Raw genomic sequence first — 15,243 nt, 5'->3', positions numbered from 1 at the left:
CGCATCGAGCAAGAGCGGAAACATTGGTGAGTCCCCGCCCTGGCCCGGTCCGATGAGCATCGCCAACGGCCGCATTTTCCCGTCGCAGAGATGATTGGGAATAGCAAGTTGATTTGGCCCCGGGTTCACCGCTTGTTTTGGCCCCACCCTGTTGGTGTTCCGGTCAGTTTTGCCGGGACTTGTTGATGGTCTGTTGGGTGGTTTTCAGCCGGTAGGAATCGGTGCCGGTGTTGATGATGTGGCCGCGGAAGGTCAGCCGGTCCACGACCGCCGCCGCGAGGCGCGGGTCGGTGAACGTCTGGCCCCACTCGCTGAACGGGGCGTTGCTTGCGCAGGCGATGGACGCCCGTTCTTCCCTGGCCGTGATGATCTGGAACAAAAGCTCGGCGCCGTGGGTATCGAGCTTGACGTAGCCGACCTCATCGAGGCAAAGGAGATCCAGGCGCGCGTATTTGCCCACCAGCTTTGATAGCTCCTTGTTGTCGGCAGCCTCGACGAGTTCGTTGACCAGCGCGGCCGTGGTGATGTAGCGGACCCGCCGTCCCTGCTCGGCGGCGGCCATGCCCAGGCCGATGAGCAGGTGTGTTTTCCCGGTCCCGGAATTGCCGAGGAGTACCAGTGGTTCCCCGGCATCGATCCACGCGCCGGTGGCCAGGTGTGTCAGGGTCGCCGGCGGCAGGTCAGGGATCTGGGCCAGGTCCAGGTCTTCGAGGCGTTTGCTGCGAGGGAACTTCGCTTCCTTGATCCGCCGGGCCCGGGCGCGGTTATCGCGTTCCTCACATTCATAGGTCAGGACCTCGGCGAGGTAGGCCTGGTGGCTGAGGCGCTGCCGGGCGGCTTCGGCTGCCATGGACCCGGCGACCTGCGCGGTGCCTCTCAGATACAGGGTTTTGCAGGCTGCGCCGATCGCCGCCGCGGCGGCGGGCTCACTGAGCTGGCCCATGGACGGTCCTTGCCCGGCGCTCATCGGCTGCCCGCCGCGGCCAGCAGCCCGTCATAGCCGGCCAGCGAGGGCTCCCAGCGGTCGGGCAGGTGCCTGATCCGTCCGGAAACTTCATCAGGTAGCGCCGCCGGGACGTGGTGGAAGCTCTGGCTGGCACGGGCGTGGATGGCCAGATGATCGGGGTCGAAGTCCCCGGTCCTCACGGCGTTCTCCATGGCGCCGGTGACCGCGGCGGCCGGCAGGGTCCGGGCCATCAGCAGGACCTCGATCAGGGCCTTCGTGCCGGCCTTGTCGCCGAGCGCGGCCCGGGCCCTGTCCCAGTATTTCTGGTGGGCTCCGGTGAAGGCCCCGGAGGCGCGGGCGGCCATCAGCGCTGTTGCCCCGGCCAGGGCGCCGGGTTTGCGGGTGAGGACCTCAAGGTAGTGGTCCAGTTCCAGGACGTAGGAATACTTGTGGATGGCCCGGACGTGGGACGCGATCCGGGCGCCTTCGGCGAACATCTCGATGGTGCGGGCACCGAGCCGGACGCTGACCCGGCGCCCGGCATAGCGGGCCGGGACCGAGTAGTAGGACTGGCGGACGCAGACCTGGGACTTGTGGTCGGCCTTGAACGAGAACGTCGAGGCGGCCTCGAACGTGTCCGCCGGCAACGGCCGAAGCATGCCGGCTTCCTCCGCTGCCGCGGCACCGACGGTGACGGGGCGGCCCGTGATGACGCGGTGGTCGTCTTTGACATCGCAGCCAGCCATATACGCGTTCAGCCCGGCCAGGGTATCGAACTCCGGAACCGGGGTCAGCCAGCGGCGGCGGAACCTGCCGACTTCACCTTCGACGCCGCCCTTTTCGTGGGCGCCGTCGATGCCGGGCAGGCAGAAGAACGAGTCGAACCCGTAATGGGAGCGCAGGGCGATGAAGCGTTCGTTTTCCAGCCGTTCACGGCCCAGGATCACGGTGGTGACAGCGGGTTTGAGGTTGTCGTAGCGGATCATTTTGGCCGGGATCCCGCCGAAGCGTTCGAACGCGGTGTTATGCCCGTCCAGAAAGGACTCCTGCGACTGGTTCGCGTAGGCCACATGCGCGGCGCGTCCGGAGTAGGACAGCCGCATCACGAACATGAACAGCTTCGCCTGCACGCCGCCGATCACGGCCTGGAACTCGCCGAAATCGACCTCGGCTTCCCCGCCCGGGGTGTGGGTCTGCGGGACCGCGACGTCAGCCTGCGTGTCGACGAGCCCGCGGCGGATCCTGGCCACAGCGTGGGCGACCGTGGACTCGGCAACCACGACGCCGTGTTCATCGACCAGCCGCTGCCAGATCCGGCGGGCCGTGTGGCGCTGTTTGCGCGGTGACTTCTGGTCCGCGGTCAACCAGGCCCGGATGGTGTCCTCCCAGGGCCCCAGCTTCGGAGCCTTCCGCTCCGGCGTCTTCCGTGCCGGCGGCGTGGCCTCCGCCAACGCGGCCCGGACGGTACGGCGGTGAACGCCGTGCACCCGTGCCAACTCTCTGACCGACATATCTTTATCCCTCGCATCAAGGCGGATACGCTCGAATTGCTTCACTCTCGATCTCTCTTTCAAACCCGTTCCGATCTCTTCGTCTTGGCCGACAAAAAGAACGCTACGGGCGGGTCGAGGGTGGGGCCACTTCAAACGGCTAAAAGTCCCCTAAGTGGGGCCATTTCAGAGTGCCATACCCACTTGGCATCAACGGCTCAATCCGAGCCCACTGAGCATCCGACAAAACAGCAGTACGTGACATACCACCAGCATCCCAAAGACCTCACCGAACAATAAGGAGACACGCCCTAGGCTGCAGCGGCGTCTAGCGGGGCAAGCAAAGCAACCGGCGGCAGCAGCGGCGGTGGCGGGGGAAATACCCCAACACCTAGCCTCGATTTTTCATGACTGTTGGTGATCGGTTGCTGTTTCGTGCCGGTGGGTTGGCCGGAGGGTGTTTCTGTTTCCGGCAGCGTGGAGTTGCCCCGTTGGTTCGCTTGGGGTTGGCGCCGGTTCCACTTCCGGTGAGGAGCTTATCGTCGGGTCAGGATAGGTTCCAGGCTTAGCCCGGTGAACCTATGAGTTGTTTGAGACGCCCGGTGTTCTCCAGGAGTAGTTTCAGGAGGTCTTTCTCGGGCGCTGATTCCGGGAGCAGGAGCTGTTTGCGGCGGGCGCGGGTGATGATTTTCCCGGCGGTAGCGAAGAGCCGGTAGCGCCAGCGTTTGATGTCCCAGGCTTTGGCGTGATGGCCATCCGGGAGGGCGGAGAGCTGGAGCCAAGAGACCAGGTTGAAGGCCAGCGCAGCAATATTGGCCCAGGCCTGGTTCGCGGCGAAGTCGAAGAACGGCAGCTTGCCCAAGCCGGTGTTTTTCAGGGTTTTGATCCGGTTCTCGCACCGCCCGCGGGCACGGTGCCGGGCATCCAGGAACGGTCCGTGCCAGCGGGGCGAGTTGGTCAGGAACGCGGTGATCCGGTGCCCGTCGGTGTCGAGCAAGGTGGGCTGGGCCCCTGGGTGGAGCGGCTCGGCGCGCAGGAACAGTTTCGTGCCCGGCGGATAATCGGTGAGCGCGATGACGTCGGTGGCGTTGATGACCCACGCATCGGCCCGGTCGTTTCCGGACTGGTCCAGGGCTGGCTGCCAGTACTCTTTGTCGCTGATCCACTCGATCATGTGTGCTTTGCCGAACGGCAGGGTGTAGCTGGTCGAGAACTGCACGCCCAGGTTGTGCAGATGCCACAGGAATTTCCTCGAGGCTCCGGCACTGTCGGTGCGGACCAAAATCTTTTCCCCGGCCAGCGCCCCGGTCTCGTCGTAGAACTCCTCGGGGAGTTGGGCTGCGGCGGTGTGGAAGACCCGGATATGGTCCTCGGCGCTGTTAGCTCCGGCGCTCCCTGGCCGTAGCACCGCGGCGAGAATTTCCCCGGATCCCTTATCGGTACCGTAATCGACGCTGGCGATGAACGGGGCGAACCCATAGCCACCCTTGTAGGTTCCGGCGACTTTTTCCTTATCCGAGTGCGAGGTCACCAGGGTCGCGTCGATGTCGATGATCAGCGGATCCGCAGCCGTCGCGGCCAAGACAGGGTTCCGGCTCCCTGCAGCGTTCCAGGCCCGGGTGCGCAGTTCCCGGGTCAGGGTCTCAAACCCGTAGCTGAACAGCTCGGGGTTCGTGACGGTGCGTTCGAAGAACCGCGAGACGGTCGCGTTCGAGGGCAGCTGACCAAAGACTCCGGGTGAGGATCGCAGGATGTCCAGGTCACAGGCGTGTTCCCCGCCGGCGGCAAGCATCGCCGCGAGGGACCCCACCAGCCGGCCTGGACGGTGTTTCGCACCGGAGGGAACAAACTGGCCAAGCCTGTCCTCGCACAGCCTGCCGAAACCCAGGGCGTCTATGAAGCCGGTCAGGACGCTGACTCCGGCATGGGAAATCAGCGACTGGCCACTGAAAATAACGGGAACCGACGGAAAAACGGGGGTAAAGTGGTGCATCGAAAAGGTGCTCCTTCACGACCGGGATAAATTGGCTTAGACACCACTATTTTCCCTCGTCAGAGCACCTTTTCGCCTTTTAAACACGCCCTTCAACGGCCATCCGATGAAACCACGGGGCTAGCAGCGGCAGTAGCCCTACGGGCGGCGGACCAGCAGCCAGTGGTGGCACAGCAGCCGGTGGGGGTGCTTCCGGTACTGCGGCGGGCGCGAAGGCTGGTGCTGCGGCAGGTCCGGCGGGTGCGGCTACGGGTGCAGCCGTGGCTGCCGCGTCTAAGGGCGCACAAGCAGTAAAGCAAGTAACAGAGGAAGCAGCGGGGGATGGTCCAAGTGGCAGCAACAGTAAGTGAGTACAAGCAACCGACCTACGGAAATTGGCGGGTTCCCCGCTCAGCAGGACTGAGAAACTTCGGTGCCATCGGCACCGGTTTGATCCTTGTCGGCCTGGTGTTCGGCATTATCTCCTTCGCGATCTGGAACCTCTTTGTTGGCCTCGGCGTGATGGGCGTCTTTGGTATCGGCTTGGTGTTGCTCACCATCAAGGACAAGCACGGCATGACCGTGGTGGATCGGGCCGGCGGTCGGGCGGCGTTCAAGCGCTCCCGCCGGAAGGGGACGAACCTGTACCGTTCCGGGCCTCTCGGCGTCACCTCGTGGGGCATGTACCAGCTGCCCGGTATTGCCGCTAAGTCGCGGCTGTATGAGTTTCAGGACTCCTACAATCGCCCGTTCGCCATGCTCCACATGCCGACCACCAGACATTACACGGTGATCTTCTCCACCGAACCGGACGGCGCGTCACTGGTCGATCCCGAACAGGTTGACGCGTGGGTATCGAACTGGGGCGGCTGGATCTCCGCATTGGGTGATGAAGCCGGAATTGAAGCGGCCTCGGTCACGGTGGAGACGGCCCCGGATTCGGGGTACCGGCTGCGCAACGAAGTGACCATGAACATTGACGAAAACGCGCCAGAGATTGCTAAGGAAATGCTGCGCGAGGTCATCGACACTTACCCGGAAGGCTCCGCAACCGTCCGGGCGTGGATCACCCTCACGTTCAACGCCAACATGCGCTTCGGTTCCCGGAAACGCGAACCTGAGGAAGTTGCTAAGGATCTCGCCTCCCGCCTCCCGGGCCTCTCTCAGCGCTTGCAGGCCACGGGGGCGGGTATTGCCCGCCCTATGGCTGCACAGGAACTCTGCGAGGTCGTCCGGGTCGCTTACGATCCGCCCGCCGCTTTGGTCATTGATGAGGCTCACGCTGCCGGGCACCCGGTAGAACTCAGCTGGGGTGAGGTTGGCCCCTCCGGCGCTCAAACGAACTGGGACAGCTACCGCCACGAAGGCGCGTATTCGGCGTCGTGGACCATGACCAGTGCCCCTCGTGGATCTGTCCACGCTGACGTGCTCTCCAAACTCCTCGACCCGCACGGTGATGTGGACCGCAAACGCGTCACCCTGCTCTACCGCCCGATGGATTCAGCCCGCGCGGCGCAGTTGGTCGAACGGGATCAGAACAATGCCAACGTCCGCATTACCTCCGGTAACCGTCCCTCAGCCCGTGCCCTGGTCGATGCCAGATCAGCAGCTCAAACCGCGTCGGAAGAAGCTCAGGGGGCGGGGCTGGTGAACTTCGGCCTCGTCGTCACGGCCACGGTCAACGGCCTGGAGCGGCTACCTGACGCGGTTGCTGCCATTGAACAGACTTCGGGTGCTGCACGGCTACTCCTGCGCCGCGCTTACGGGTCGCAAGATACGGCGTTCGCTGCGTCCCTGCCGATCGGTTTGGTCCTGGCGAAGCACGTCATGTTGCCCTCAGAGATCAGGGAGGCACTCTAAATGGCGCGCATGAAAATCCAGAAAAGTAAGCACCATGCCGTCCCTGTGGAGGCGAAAAAGAAGAAGCAGAAGAAAGCCACTGCGATCCGGGAGAAGATACCTGGTTCGCGTGGGTGGCGTGGCCGTGGCGGCGGCGCAGCGGCTTTGGTTCCTTCGGTGCGCGAGTACCGGGGAACGACAGTGCAGGTGTGCGGACTGTGGCCGTTCTCCTCCGGTACATCCTCACCCATGATCGGTGTCCCGATTGGGCGGCATGAAGAAACTCAGGCCACGGTCTGCTGCGACCCGATCAGCTGGTTCCAACGAGCACAACTGATCTCCAACCCCTCAGCATTCATCCTCGGCAAACCGGGGCTGGGGAAGTCCACACTGGTCCGCCGGATGATGCTCGGCCTCGCCGGACAAGGTGTCCACCCTCTTGTGCTGGGGGATTTGAAGGGTGAACACGTTGACCTGGTGCGGGCTGCTGGCGGGCAAGTGATCTCCCTCGGCCGAGGCCGCGGATACTTGAACATTCTCGACCCTGGGCAAGCTATTGAAGTCGCGCAGCTCCTCGAGGACGAAGGCCACGAGGATGCTGCCGTGCGGGTCCGTGCTGACGCTCACGGACGGCGCCTTAACATGGTCGTCGCACTCATCACGATCAGCCGGAATCAGCCGCCGACCGATCAGGAACAAACCATCCTCGACCGTGGATTGCGCCGGCTCGATGAACACTTCAAAGGTGTCCCCATCCTGGGGGACCTGCTCGCCGTCATCCAAACCGGCCCGGATGAGCTGCGACAGGTCGCCCTCGACCGGGGCAACTGGGAGCTTTATCAGGCTGAGACCCGTGCACTGGAGGCAACCCTGCTGGGCCTCACCGGTGGCGGCAAGTTAGGGGAAATCTTCTCCCAGCACACCACCAACCCCATGCAACGAGACCGGGCCGTGGTGTTCGATGTGTCCTCCATCGACGAAACGGAAACAGACCTCCAAGCCGCTGTGCTGCTGGCGTGCTGGTCCTACGGGTTCGGCACCGTCAACGTCGCTAACGCCCTAGCGGACGCCGGGCTAGAGCCTCGCCGTCACTACTTCGTCGTCCTTGATGAGCTGTGGCGGGCACTACGCGCAGGTAAAGGCATGGTGGACCGAGTAGACGCACTCACCCGCCTAAACCGCTCTGTCGGTGTCGGACAGGTAATGATCTCCCACACCATGAGTGACCTGCTGGCCCTGCCCGCCGAAGAGGACCGGATGAAAGCACAAGGATTTGTGGAACGCTCGGGCATGGTCATCTGCGGTGGCCTCCCAGCCTCCGAAATGGCGTTGCTAACCAAAGCAATACCACTCTCACGGCAGGAACAGCAAAAACTCGTGTCCTGGCAAGACCCTCCCGCATGGGACTCACGCGGAATCGACGTGGAACCACCTGGGCGGGGAAAGTTCCTCATCAAAGTAGGCGGACGCCCCGGTATCCCCGTCCACATCGGGTTAACCAGCGTTGAAGCGAAACTCAACGACACAAATAAGCGTTGGCATGACACCCCTGAGGACGCTCCACTACTCGCTGAAACGCCAGTCCCCACGCCAACGGATGGAGTACCAGCTTGAGCGCACCGAACCGTATCGGTACCCCTGAAATCACTGCGGCAGCTCAGCTCACCGACAGACACATCGGTAACGGGTCACATCAAGTGTGGCCTGACGGACAATCTTCTGATCAAGTCAACTAGGTTGTCCAGCCGGTATCAACCACTGTGCGGACAAGTCATTTTAATGACACCTCGGACGCGAGTTGGATGGCGTGACCATCCTGAGGTGACGACAGCCGGCGCTGGGCTGACCGCCCCCGAGAAGTCCAGGACACGGCCCATTTCAATGATCATGAAACCCAAGTGTGAGACATTTACGTCTCATTCGGGTATTGTGAGTCTCATGACGATGGATACATTGGTAGACAGTGCGATGGGTTTGTTGGCTTTGCGGCCTGCGGCGACGATGGATGAGATAGCGGAGAGTGCAGGTATCGGGCGGGCGACGCTATTCCGGCGCTTCGCGTCCCGAGACCTACTGGTCCGAGAACTGTCCAGGCAGGCTGTGTCGAGCTATGTGGATGTTGTGGCGGGTTCCACACTGCGGGAGGACCGACCATCGATTGCTTTGCGCCGCCTTGCGTGGGCATTAGCAGAACTGGCACCACGGTACGGTCTCCTCGCACTTCAACCGTTGTCGGAGCGTGTTGAATCGGAGATCCTCCTCGCTGCGGACGCAGCGGATGAGGAGATCAAGGATCTAATCAGACGCGGCCAATCCGGAGGAGAGTTTCGGGTTGACTTACCTGCCGAGTGGATTGCCCAGTCCCTGACCTGGCTCATCGTGGGCGCCGCGGACGGTCTTCGCCTGAAGACCGTGGCTGAAGCGGACGTTCCACGACTGGTCAGCGAGAGCATCCTCGCCATCGCAGCCAGGGGTGAATCGTGAGCGGCAGCCAGCCAAGTGATCCACTAGATCCGATCAGTCCGAAGAATCCGCTGAGGGCCGGACGGCGTGAGTGGGCAGCTTTGGTTTTCATTGCATTGGCCGTACTCCTGATCGCTATCGATGGGACGGTCCTCAGCCTGGCAATTCCGTTCATCAGCGCAGATCTGCAACCGACCTCGACCCAGATGCTCTGGATCGTAGACATTTACTCCTTCGTTTTGGCGGGACTGCTGGTCACGATGGGAACACTGGGTGACCGTATCGGCAGGCGTCGGCTGCTCCTGATAGGCGCCGCCGGCTTCGGTGCCGCTTCCGCCCTGATCGCATTCGCTCCGACAGCGGAGCTGCTTATCGCAGCACGTGCACTTCTTGGTATCGCAGGAGCGACCCTCCTCCCGTCGACCCTTTCACTGATCCGAAATATTTTCACCGACCCGCGCCAGCGCACCCTAGCGATCGGCGTCTGGAGCGCCATGGCTGCCGGCGGGGCAGCGGCAGGGCCGATTCTCGGCGGAATACTGCTCGAACACTTCCCCTGGGGGTCAGTGTTCCTCATCAACATTCCAGTGATGGCCCTACTGCTGATCGCCGGACCCTGGACCATCCCTGAATCGAAGAATCCGGACCCAGGACACTTCGACGTCTGGAGCGCGATCCTTTCACTCGCGGCGGTCCTGCCCGTGGTCTACGGCATCAAAAACATCGTCGAACAAGGGCCCTCAACGCTCCTGCTGATGATCATGGCGGCAGGTTTCCTTGCAGGAACGGTCTTCGTTCGGAGACAAAAACGACTAACCCACCCGATGCTCGACATGCGCCTATTCAAGAACCGGATGTTCTCCGGGGCCGTCCTGACCAACCTGCTGACCATCTTCGCCTTCGTGGGACTGCTGTACTTTGGGTCGCAATACCTCCAACTCGTGCTGGCACTCGCACCGCTCGAGGCCGGGCTCGCGCTGCTTCCCGGCATGATCGCCTCACTCCTCGGATCACTCCTCGCTGCCCCCCTTGTCCAACGGATACAACTACACAGGTTGGTGGCAACGGGACTCCTCCTGGCGGCCAGCGGGTTCTTCCTCCTCACTCAGGTGCCCGTAGCCGGTACGCCGCTCCTCTTCGAGACAGCGTTCATCCTCGTCGGAGCAGGCCTCGGAGTCGTTGTCGCCCTGACCAACGACACAATCGTCAGTGCCGTCCCAGCGGAACGCGCCGGAGCAGCCTCAGCGGTCTCGGAAACAGCCTACGAACTCGGAACAGCACTAGGCACCGCGATCCTAGGTACCATCCTCGCAGCCTCCTACCGCGCCGGACTGGACTTCAGCTCACTCACCAACACTCCACAAGCCGATTCGACCCGCGAGAATGCCCGCGAAAGTATCAGCTCCGCACTCACCACCGCCGCCGACCTCCCAGACAATTCAGCTCAGACACTAATCGACCTCGCACGGACGGCATTCACCCAAGCAGTACACACCACCAGCTGGGTAGCCCTCGGCATCCTCCTGATCTGCGCCGCCCTAGCCCTCTTCGTGCTACGCGCCACCCCACACACCGAAGACACGGGCACCCCGTAACACACCTAATAAGGGGAACCGGCCCGCTCGGTTCCGGATGACAAGGGAAGCCCACGGCCGTTCATTGTGCCACTTATCGTCGATGTGCAGTGGGTCTGTTGACATCGCTCGTCAGAAGTCGCGCGAGGTCAAGACTGCCTTCCGCCTATGAATCTTCTGCACAGAAGGGGCTTTCACAAGCCACTGAGGAGGCCAACCCGGGCCTCACCTAGGGTTGCCAAAAGTTGGCTTCCGCGACAGCAGGTATCAACAGGCCGGGCGACGACGTTCACGCCGGGGGCTCTAAACCGAACGTAGCGGCTTGAGCACTCCGGCCCACGCCTCCAGCTGATCGAACAGGACCGCAACGGCACCGTCGTGCTGGTGGCCGGGATTGAAAGTGGAGAAATTCTCGAAGTCGTTGAACAAGGAAAAGGAGAGCTGTTGACGAACGTCGGCGATTTGCAGCTCGGCGCTGATGCCGCGCAGGTGCTCAATCGCACGGGCGCCGCCGAGTGAGCCATAGGAGACGAAGCCGGCTGCCTTGTTGTTCCACTCCGCGTACAAGTAGTCGATGGCGTTCTTCAACACACCGGAGGTCGAGCGGTTGTACTCCGGAGTGACAAAGATAAACCCGTCATATTGGGCGATCTTGGCGGCCCACGTCTTGGTGTGCTCGTGCTCGTACTGGCCCATCGACGGCGGCAGCGCCTCATCGAGGTGGGGGAGCGGGTAGTCCAGGAGGTCAACCAGCTCATAGGTAGCGGTGCGAGCCTGGGCCTTCTCCACCACCCATTCGGCCACAGCCTGCCCGTTGCGACCGGGGCGGGTACTTCCAAGGATGACGGCGATCTTCAGGTCGCTCATGGGCGCGGGACTTTCTCTCGGTATGACTTGAACGTTCGCAGAATACCCAGAATAAAACGCATCGCATGAACATTCAAGTAAAGTCCGTGGTCGGGCACCCTCAAGCCGCAACGTTCAAGGGAGTGCCGACGGCAGGCATCGCCGCTCCAAGGTGCACACCGTGGGGATGGGAAGTTGGTATCGCGGTCCGCGGAGGACCTCAAATGGGGCTACCCAAACCTGTCACAGTCACATCGACTTTTTGGAGGGATGACTCTGCCGGGCCCGAGGAAAGCACGATAGCCACAGCGACTAGAGCGACCTGACCGCTTCAGGGCGAACCCGTGACCGCCGGTGCGGCCAGCGCCCGCACGATTTCAGGACCGGGTCCACGAGCGGGTAGCCACCTTCCGGGGTTCATTCTCGTGCAAGGTACCGGTGCACTAACTGGACCGCCATGGCACCTTCACCGACCGCGGTGGCTACACGTTTGGTGGAGCCGTGTCGCACGTCGCCCGCCACGAAGAGACCCGGTCGGTTTGTCTCAAGCGGGTAAGGGTCGCGTCCCAGCGGCCAACCCAGGTCCACCAGCGGCCTTGGTAGGTCGTCACCGGTGAACAGGTAGCCTGCCGGGTCCAGGGCCAGACGGTCGTCGACGGCCCACTGCGTGCGCGGCTCGCCTCCGATGCAGAGAAACAGCGCGTGGGCCTCAACGGTCACGGCGCCGCGTTCGCGGTCTTGGTAGGTGATTTCACGGAGCCAGTTGTCACCAGCGACGGACGTAATGCTGACGCCGGTGAGGATCGTGACGTTGTCGGTGGCCTTCAAACGGTTTAGCAGATATGCGGACATCCTGGCAGCGGGGTCCTGCCCGCGTACCAGCAGGGTCACCGACCGGGCGAATTCGGCGAAATTCACGGCGGCCTGACCGGCCGAGTTCCCAGCTCCGACCACAAACACGTCCCTGCCTCGCGTGCCCGGAGCCTCGCTCGACGCCGCCCCGTAGTACACGCCCGCGTGCAGGAGCCCGTCGATCCCGGGGGCATCCAGACGGCGCCAGTCGACACCGCTGGCACTCAACACGGTACGCCCGGCCAGTTGAGCGCCGTCGGCCAGGTTCAGCAAAAGCCGCCCGTCCCGCTCGCCTCCGCTGACGACTTCGCGCGCCAGCAGGAGATCCGCGCCGAGCCGCTCCGCCTGGGAGCGGGCCCGCCCGGCGAGCTCAGCACCGCTGATGCCGTCCGGGAACCCCAGGTAGTTCTCGATCCGACTGCTTGTTCCCGCTTGCCCGCCGAAGGCCTCACTTTCCAAGACGGCCGTACTTAGTCCCTCGGAGGCGGCATACACGGCCGCGGCCAGGCCCGCCGGACCGGCGCCGACGATCACGAGGTCGTAGGTATCTAGACGAGGCGCCCGGAGCAGTCCCAGTCCCCGGGCGAGTTCGACGATGCTTGGGTTGGTGAGCCGGGTTCCGTCCGGAAGCACACAGATGGCGTCTTGGCTATCCGACTCGTCGAGGTAGACGAAATTGACATCGTTACGGGTCAGGAAGTCCCGCAACGGGTACGCGTGCCGGCCCCCGGTGACCACGACTCGACCAGTACCCCCGCCCGCTGGTAGGCCCTGTGCCGCGCCAGGCGTGGCCGGACTGGTGAGCGGTGTAGCGTTCATCGCCGGCCCACGCTGTGCGATGGCGCCGGAGCGGCGCCCCCGAGCTCAAACAGGAGGCTGTCGGGGTAGCAGAAGAACCAGTCCTCTCCGGGCTCGAAAGACCTGACAACCGGATGGTCGGCAACGCTCGCGTGTGCGGTTGCATGTCGGTTGGGGGAGCTATCGCAGCAGCCGACGTGGCCGCAGGCCTGGCATACCCTCAGGTGTACCCAGCGGCCGCCGGTCAGCAGACAGTCGTGGCATCCATCATCGCTCGGGGTGACTTCAACGATCGTGTCCAAGTGGGTGCAGGTCGGCACAGTTTGCTCCTTCAGGAATTCGGGGACGGCTGGCGTAGCAATATTGGCGATGGATTGAAGGTCACGGGCTGACCATGCCTCGAGCTGGCTCTGAGCTCCAACCACCCGAATCCGGTTGCCCCGAGCCAAAGGCCAATCAGGTGCGCGCACATGAGCAGCGAAGTAGTCGAGGTCGCGGTTCCCGATCGCCTCGGCAGTAACTCTGGCGGCTTCTTCGGCGAGGTCCACGACGAGAACCTTCGCCCCGAGAGCGGCGATGTTTTAGCAGCTGCCTGCCCGATTCCACCGCCGCCCCCAGTAACGAGTGCGCCTTTACCGGCGCCTAAATGTGCCATATCCTCTGTGCTCTTTTTTCTTGGTTTGTGGTTAGGCGGAAGGGGTCCAGCCGGTGACCTCGAGCCAGCCGGGAAGGTCGAGGGCATCGGGGACTATCCTGCGGGTCCCAGTCAGATCGGCCCGGTAGGCGGGCAGGTTGGCGAACCAGCGGAACATGGCCTTCGAGTCTTCGTTGTCGCCGAGGACATCGACGGGCAGTGCCTCGTATCGGGCGGGCAGGTTCATCTTCTGGCCGATCGCGGTAGCGATTTCGGTGCCGGTTCGCTCATCGCCGGCGATCTCGATGCTTCCACCGGGGATCTCTGCGCCGAGCAGTGTCGCCGCTGCGACCCTGCCGACGTCGCGGACAGCGATCATCTGCAGCGGGATGCCGTCCGGGAGCGGGAGGCGGACTACGACCTCACGGTTCTCGATACTCGGGCCGGTGAAGGTGAAGTTGTCGATGAAGAACACCGGGCGGACGATCGTCGCGTTCAGGCCAAGTTGCTCGATGTGCTCCTCGACGCGGCGCTTGCTCTCGAAGTGTGGGATGCCGGAGTTGCGCTCCGCGCCGCCAACAGAGCTGAACACGGTAAGCGGGACGCCGACCGAGGCCGCGGCGGCGGCCAGAGCAATACCCTGAGCAGTTTCTTTCTCAAGACCGTCTGCGGACCAGCCGGGCGTGGTCATGAAGAAAAATGCGTCCACCCCGGTCAGTGCCGCCTCCAGGGTGGCAGTGTCCGTGACATCAGCGTGGGCAAGTTCAACGCCGCGGCCAGCGAGGGCCAACGCTTTTGCAGATTCGGGCTGGCGGACAAGGGCGCGGACGGTCGCCCCGGCATTGAGGAGAGCGTCGACGACGGCGCCTCCCTGCTGTCCAGTGGCGCCGAAAACAGCGATCAGGCGGGGCATCGCGTCAGTCATATCGTTCCTACTGGTAGCAGTGCTGGTGTCGTCGAGTTACCTACCGACAAGTTCGTAAACGGCGGCGGATCTGTGACTTCAAAGTCGCTGCCATTGTCGAGAACGTGCATTGACGTTACGACGGGCAAGACCCACGGTCAAGACCTCAGTGAGAGTTATCTGATCGAGTTGTCCATAGCGTCATCAATCGCAGTCCGCCTCGCCTTAGTCATCGCAAGCAATCGCTCACAATTCGCTAGGAGGGTGCCTTATGCGTGCGGCAGTTACTCCTCCGATGTGTTGCGCCGAGTACACCCCCGGGGCTGCCCACTGGAGGACTCGGAGGAACAGAAATAGTCAGCGCGTTCATCGTCGGGGAGGAGGAATAGCGTCGGCTGTGACCCTGATGAGCGTTGCGAGCCAGGACACGTCTTCCCAGCGTTCAGAGTCTATGAGCAAGGATAGTTTCGCTCCCGGCTAGGCCAGCACTTCCTCCGCGTCCGCGGCGAGTTCCCGTCCTTCGGGTGCGGCCTTCACCTAGAGCTGATCATTGGCTACTACAGCGACTGTCTTGCCGTCACACCAGATGGCGTCCTCACTGAAATTTACCGGGCGGTGGACTTCCTCGTCGACCATCTGCCCGACGAGGAAGTCCACGGTCCGTTGGTCAGGGACAAGAGGTCAGCCCTCGATTGGGGAGCAGATCTCCACGAGGCATCCGTTGAGGTCTCCCACGTATCCGACAATCTGGCTCTTCACAATGGAGTATTTGAAGATCATGAACCCAACCTATGGCCGAGATCCGTCGGGGTCTCGAAAGAATCGGACACTAGCCCGGATTTTTCATGATCGTCGGTTTGGTCGCTGCGCTGGCGGTTGATTCCTGCTTCGGGTGATTTTGTGGTTTTGGGCTCGTTGGTGGGGC

The 15,243-nt window shown here is 62.9% G+C and carries 11 protein-coding genes; 4 read left to right on the top strand and 7 right to left on the bottom strand.

Annotated features, from left to right (window positions below; translation table 11 throughout):
• Positions 1–163: 163 nt before the first annotated feature.
• The 3 genes from istB to IWX62_RS15615 all read right to left on the bottom strand — a co-directional run bounded on the left by istB (position 164) and on the right by IWX62_RS15615 (position 4,429).
• On the bottom strand, positions 164–967 hold the full coding sequence (gene istB, locus IWX62_RS15625) for an IS21-like element helper ATPase IstB (protein ID WP_196842339.1): 804 nt from the start codon (positions 965–967) through the stop codon (positions 164–166).
• Positions 964–2,502, bottom strand: a complete 1,539-nt coding sequence (istA, locus tag IWX62_RS15620; RefSeq protein WP_312883904.1) for an IS21 family transposase — start codon at positions 2,500–2,502, stop codon at positions 964–966. The genes istB and istA overlap by 4 nt, the downstream gene beginning before the upstream one ends.
• 499 nt (positions 2,503–3,001) lie before the next feature.
• Positions 3,002–4,429, bottom strand: coding sequence for an IS1380 family transposase (locus tag IWX62_RS15615; protein ID WP_196842337.1), 1,428 nt, complete (start codon positions 4,427–4,429; stop codon positions 3,002–3,004).
• A gap of 330 nt (positions 4,430–4,759) precedes the next feature.
• Here IWX62_RS15615 and IWX62_RS15610 point away from each other — a divergent pair, with 330 nt between their 5' ends.
• From IWX62_RS15610 to IWX62_RS15595, 4 genes are all read left to right on the top strand, one after another.
• On the top strand, positions 4,760–6,268 hold the full coding sequence (locus tag IWX62_RS15610) for an SCO6880 family protein (RefSeq protein ID WP_196842336.1): 1,509 nt from the start codon (positions 4,760–4,762) through the stop codon (positions 6,266–6,268).
• Positions 6,269–7,861 carry a helicase HerA domain-containing protein gene (locus IWX62_RS15605; protein ID WP_196842335.1) on the top strand — a complete coding sequence of 531 codons (1,593 nt, stop codon included), beginning with the start codon at positions 6,269–6,271 and terminating at the stop codon, positions 7,859–7,861. It abuts the gene before it with no gap.
• A gap of 330 nt (positions 7,862–8,191) precedes the next feature.
• Positions 8,192–8,731, top strand: coding sequence for a TetR/AcrR family transcriptional regulator (locus tag IWX62_RS15600; protein WP_196842334.1), 540 nt, complete (start codon positions 8,192–8,194; stop codon positions 8,729–8,731).
• Between the two features lie 80 nt (positions 8,732–8,811).
• Complete coding sequence (locus IWX62_RS15595; RefSeq protein WP_333483474.1) at positions 8,812–10,305, top strand: MFS transporter; 1,494 nt, start codon at positions 8,812–8,814, stop codon at positions 10,303–10,305.
• A gap of 282 nt (positions 10,306–10,587) precedes the next feature.
• Here IWX62_RS15595 and IWX62_RS15590 read toward each other — a convergent pair whose 3' ends face one another.
• The 4 genes from IWX62_RS15590 to IWX62_RS15575 form a co-directional block, all read right to left on the bottom strand.
• Entirely contained in the window at positions 10,588–11,151 is a 564-nt protein-coding gene (locus tag IWX62_RS15590; protein ID WP_196842333.1) for an NADPH-dependent FMN reductase, read from the bottom strand.
• Between the two features lie 396 nt (positions 11,152–11,547).
• The gene (locus tag IWX62_RS15585) at positions 11,548–12,801 is read right to left on the bottom strand and encodes an NAD(P)/FAD-dependent oxidoreductase (RefSeq protein ID WP_196842332.1); all 1,254 of its coding nucleotides are present in this window, start codon (positions 12,799–12,801) and stop codon (positions 11,548–11,550) included.
• The gene (locus IWX62_RS16380; protein ID WP_333483473.1) at positions 12,798–13,328 is read right to left on the bottom strand and encodes a UBP-type zinc finger domain-containing protein; all 531 of its coding nucleotides are present in this window, start codon (positions 13,326–13,328) and stop codon (positions 12,798–12,800) included. Before IWX62_RS16380 ends, IWX62_RS15585 begins: the two co-directional genes overlap by 4 nt.
• A gap of 138 nt (positions 13,329–13,466) precedes the next feature.
• Positions 13,467–14,339, bottom strand: coding sequence for an NmrA/HSCARG family protein (locus tag IWX62_RS15575; protein WP_196842331.1), 873 nt, complete (start codon positions 14,337–14,339; stop codon positions 13,467–13,469).
• Positions 14,340–15,243 lie beyond the last annotated feature (904 nt).

Source organism: Arthrobacter sp. CAN_A1 (genome assembly GCF_015751665.1).
Taxonomy (GTDB): Bacteria; Actinomycetota; Actinomycetes; order Actinomycetales; family Micrococcaceae; genus Arthrobacter_D.
This window is presented reverse-complemented; position numbering and strand designations above follow the sequence as displayed.

What these genes read in the sequence shown, in the direction of transcription:
- IWX62_RS15615 (WP_196842337.1), bottom strand. Translation starts at nt 4,429, where the DNA reads ATGCACCACTTTACCCCCGTTTTTCCGTCGGTTCCCGTTATTTTCAGT.
- IWX62_RS15585 (WP_196842332.1), bottom strand. Translation starts at nt 12,801, where the DNA reads ATGAACGCTACACCGCTCACCAGTCCGGCCACGCCTGGCGCGGCACAG.
- IWX62_RS15590 (WP_196842333.1), bottom strand. Translation starts at nt 11,151, where the DNA reads ATGAGCGACCTGAAGATCGCCGTCATCCTTGGAAGTACCCGCCCCGGT.
- istB (WP_196842339.1), bottom strand. Translation starts at nt 967, where the DNA reads ATGAGCGCCGGGCAAGGACCGTCCATGGGCCAGCTCAGTGAGCCCGCC.
- IWX62_RS15600 (WP_196842334.1), top strand. Translation starts at nt 8,192, where the DNA reads ATGGATACATTGGTAGACAGTGCGATGGGTTTGTTGGCTTTGCGGCCT.
- IWX62_RS15605 (WP_196842335.1), top strand. Translation starts at nt 6,269, where the DNA reads ATGGCGCGCATGAAAATCCAGAAAAGTAAGCACCATGCCGTCCCTGTG.
- IWX62_RS15575 (WP_196842331.1), bottom strand. Translation starts at nt 14,339, where the DNA reads ATGACTGACGCGATGCCCCGCCTGATCGCTGTTTTCGGCGCCACTGGA.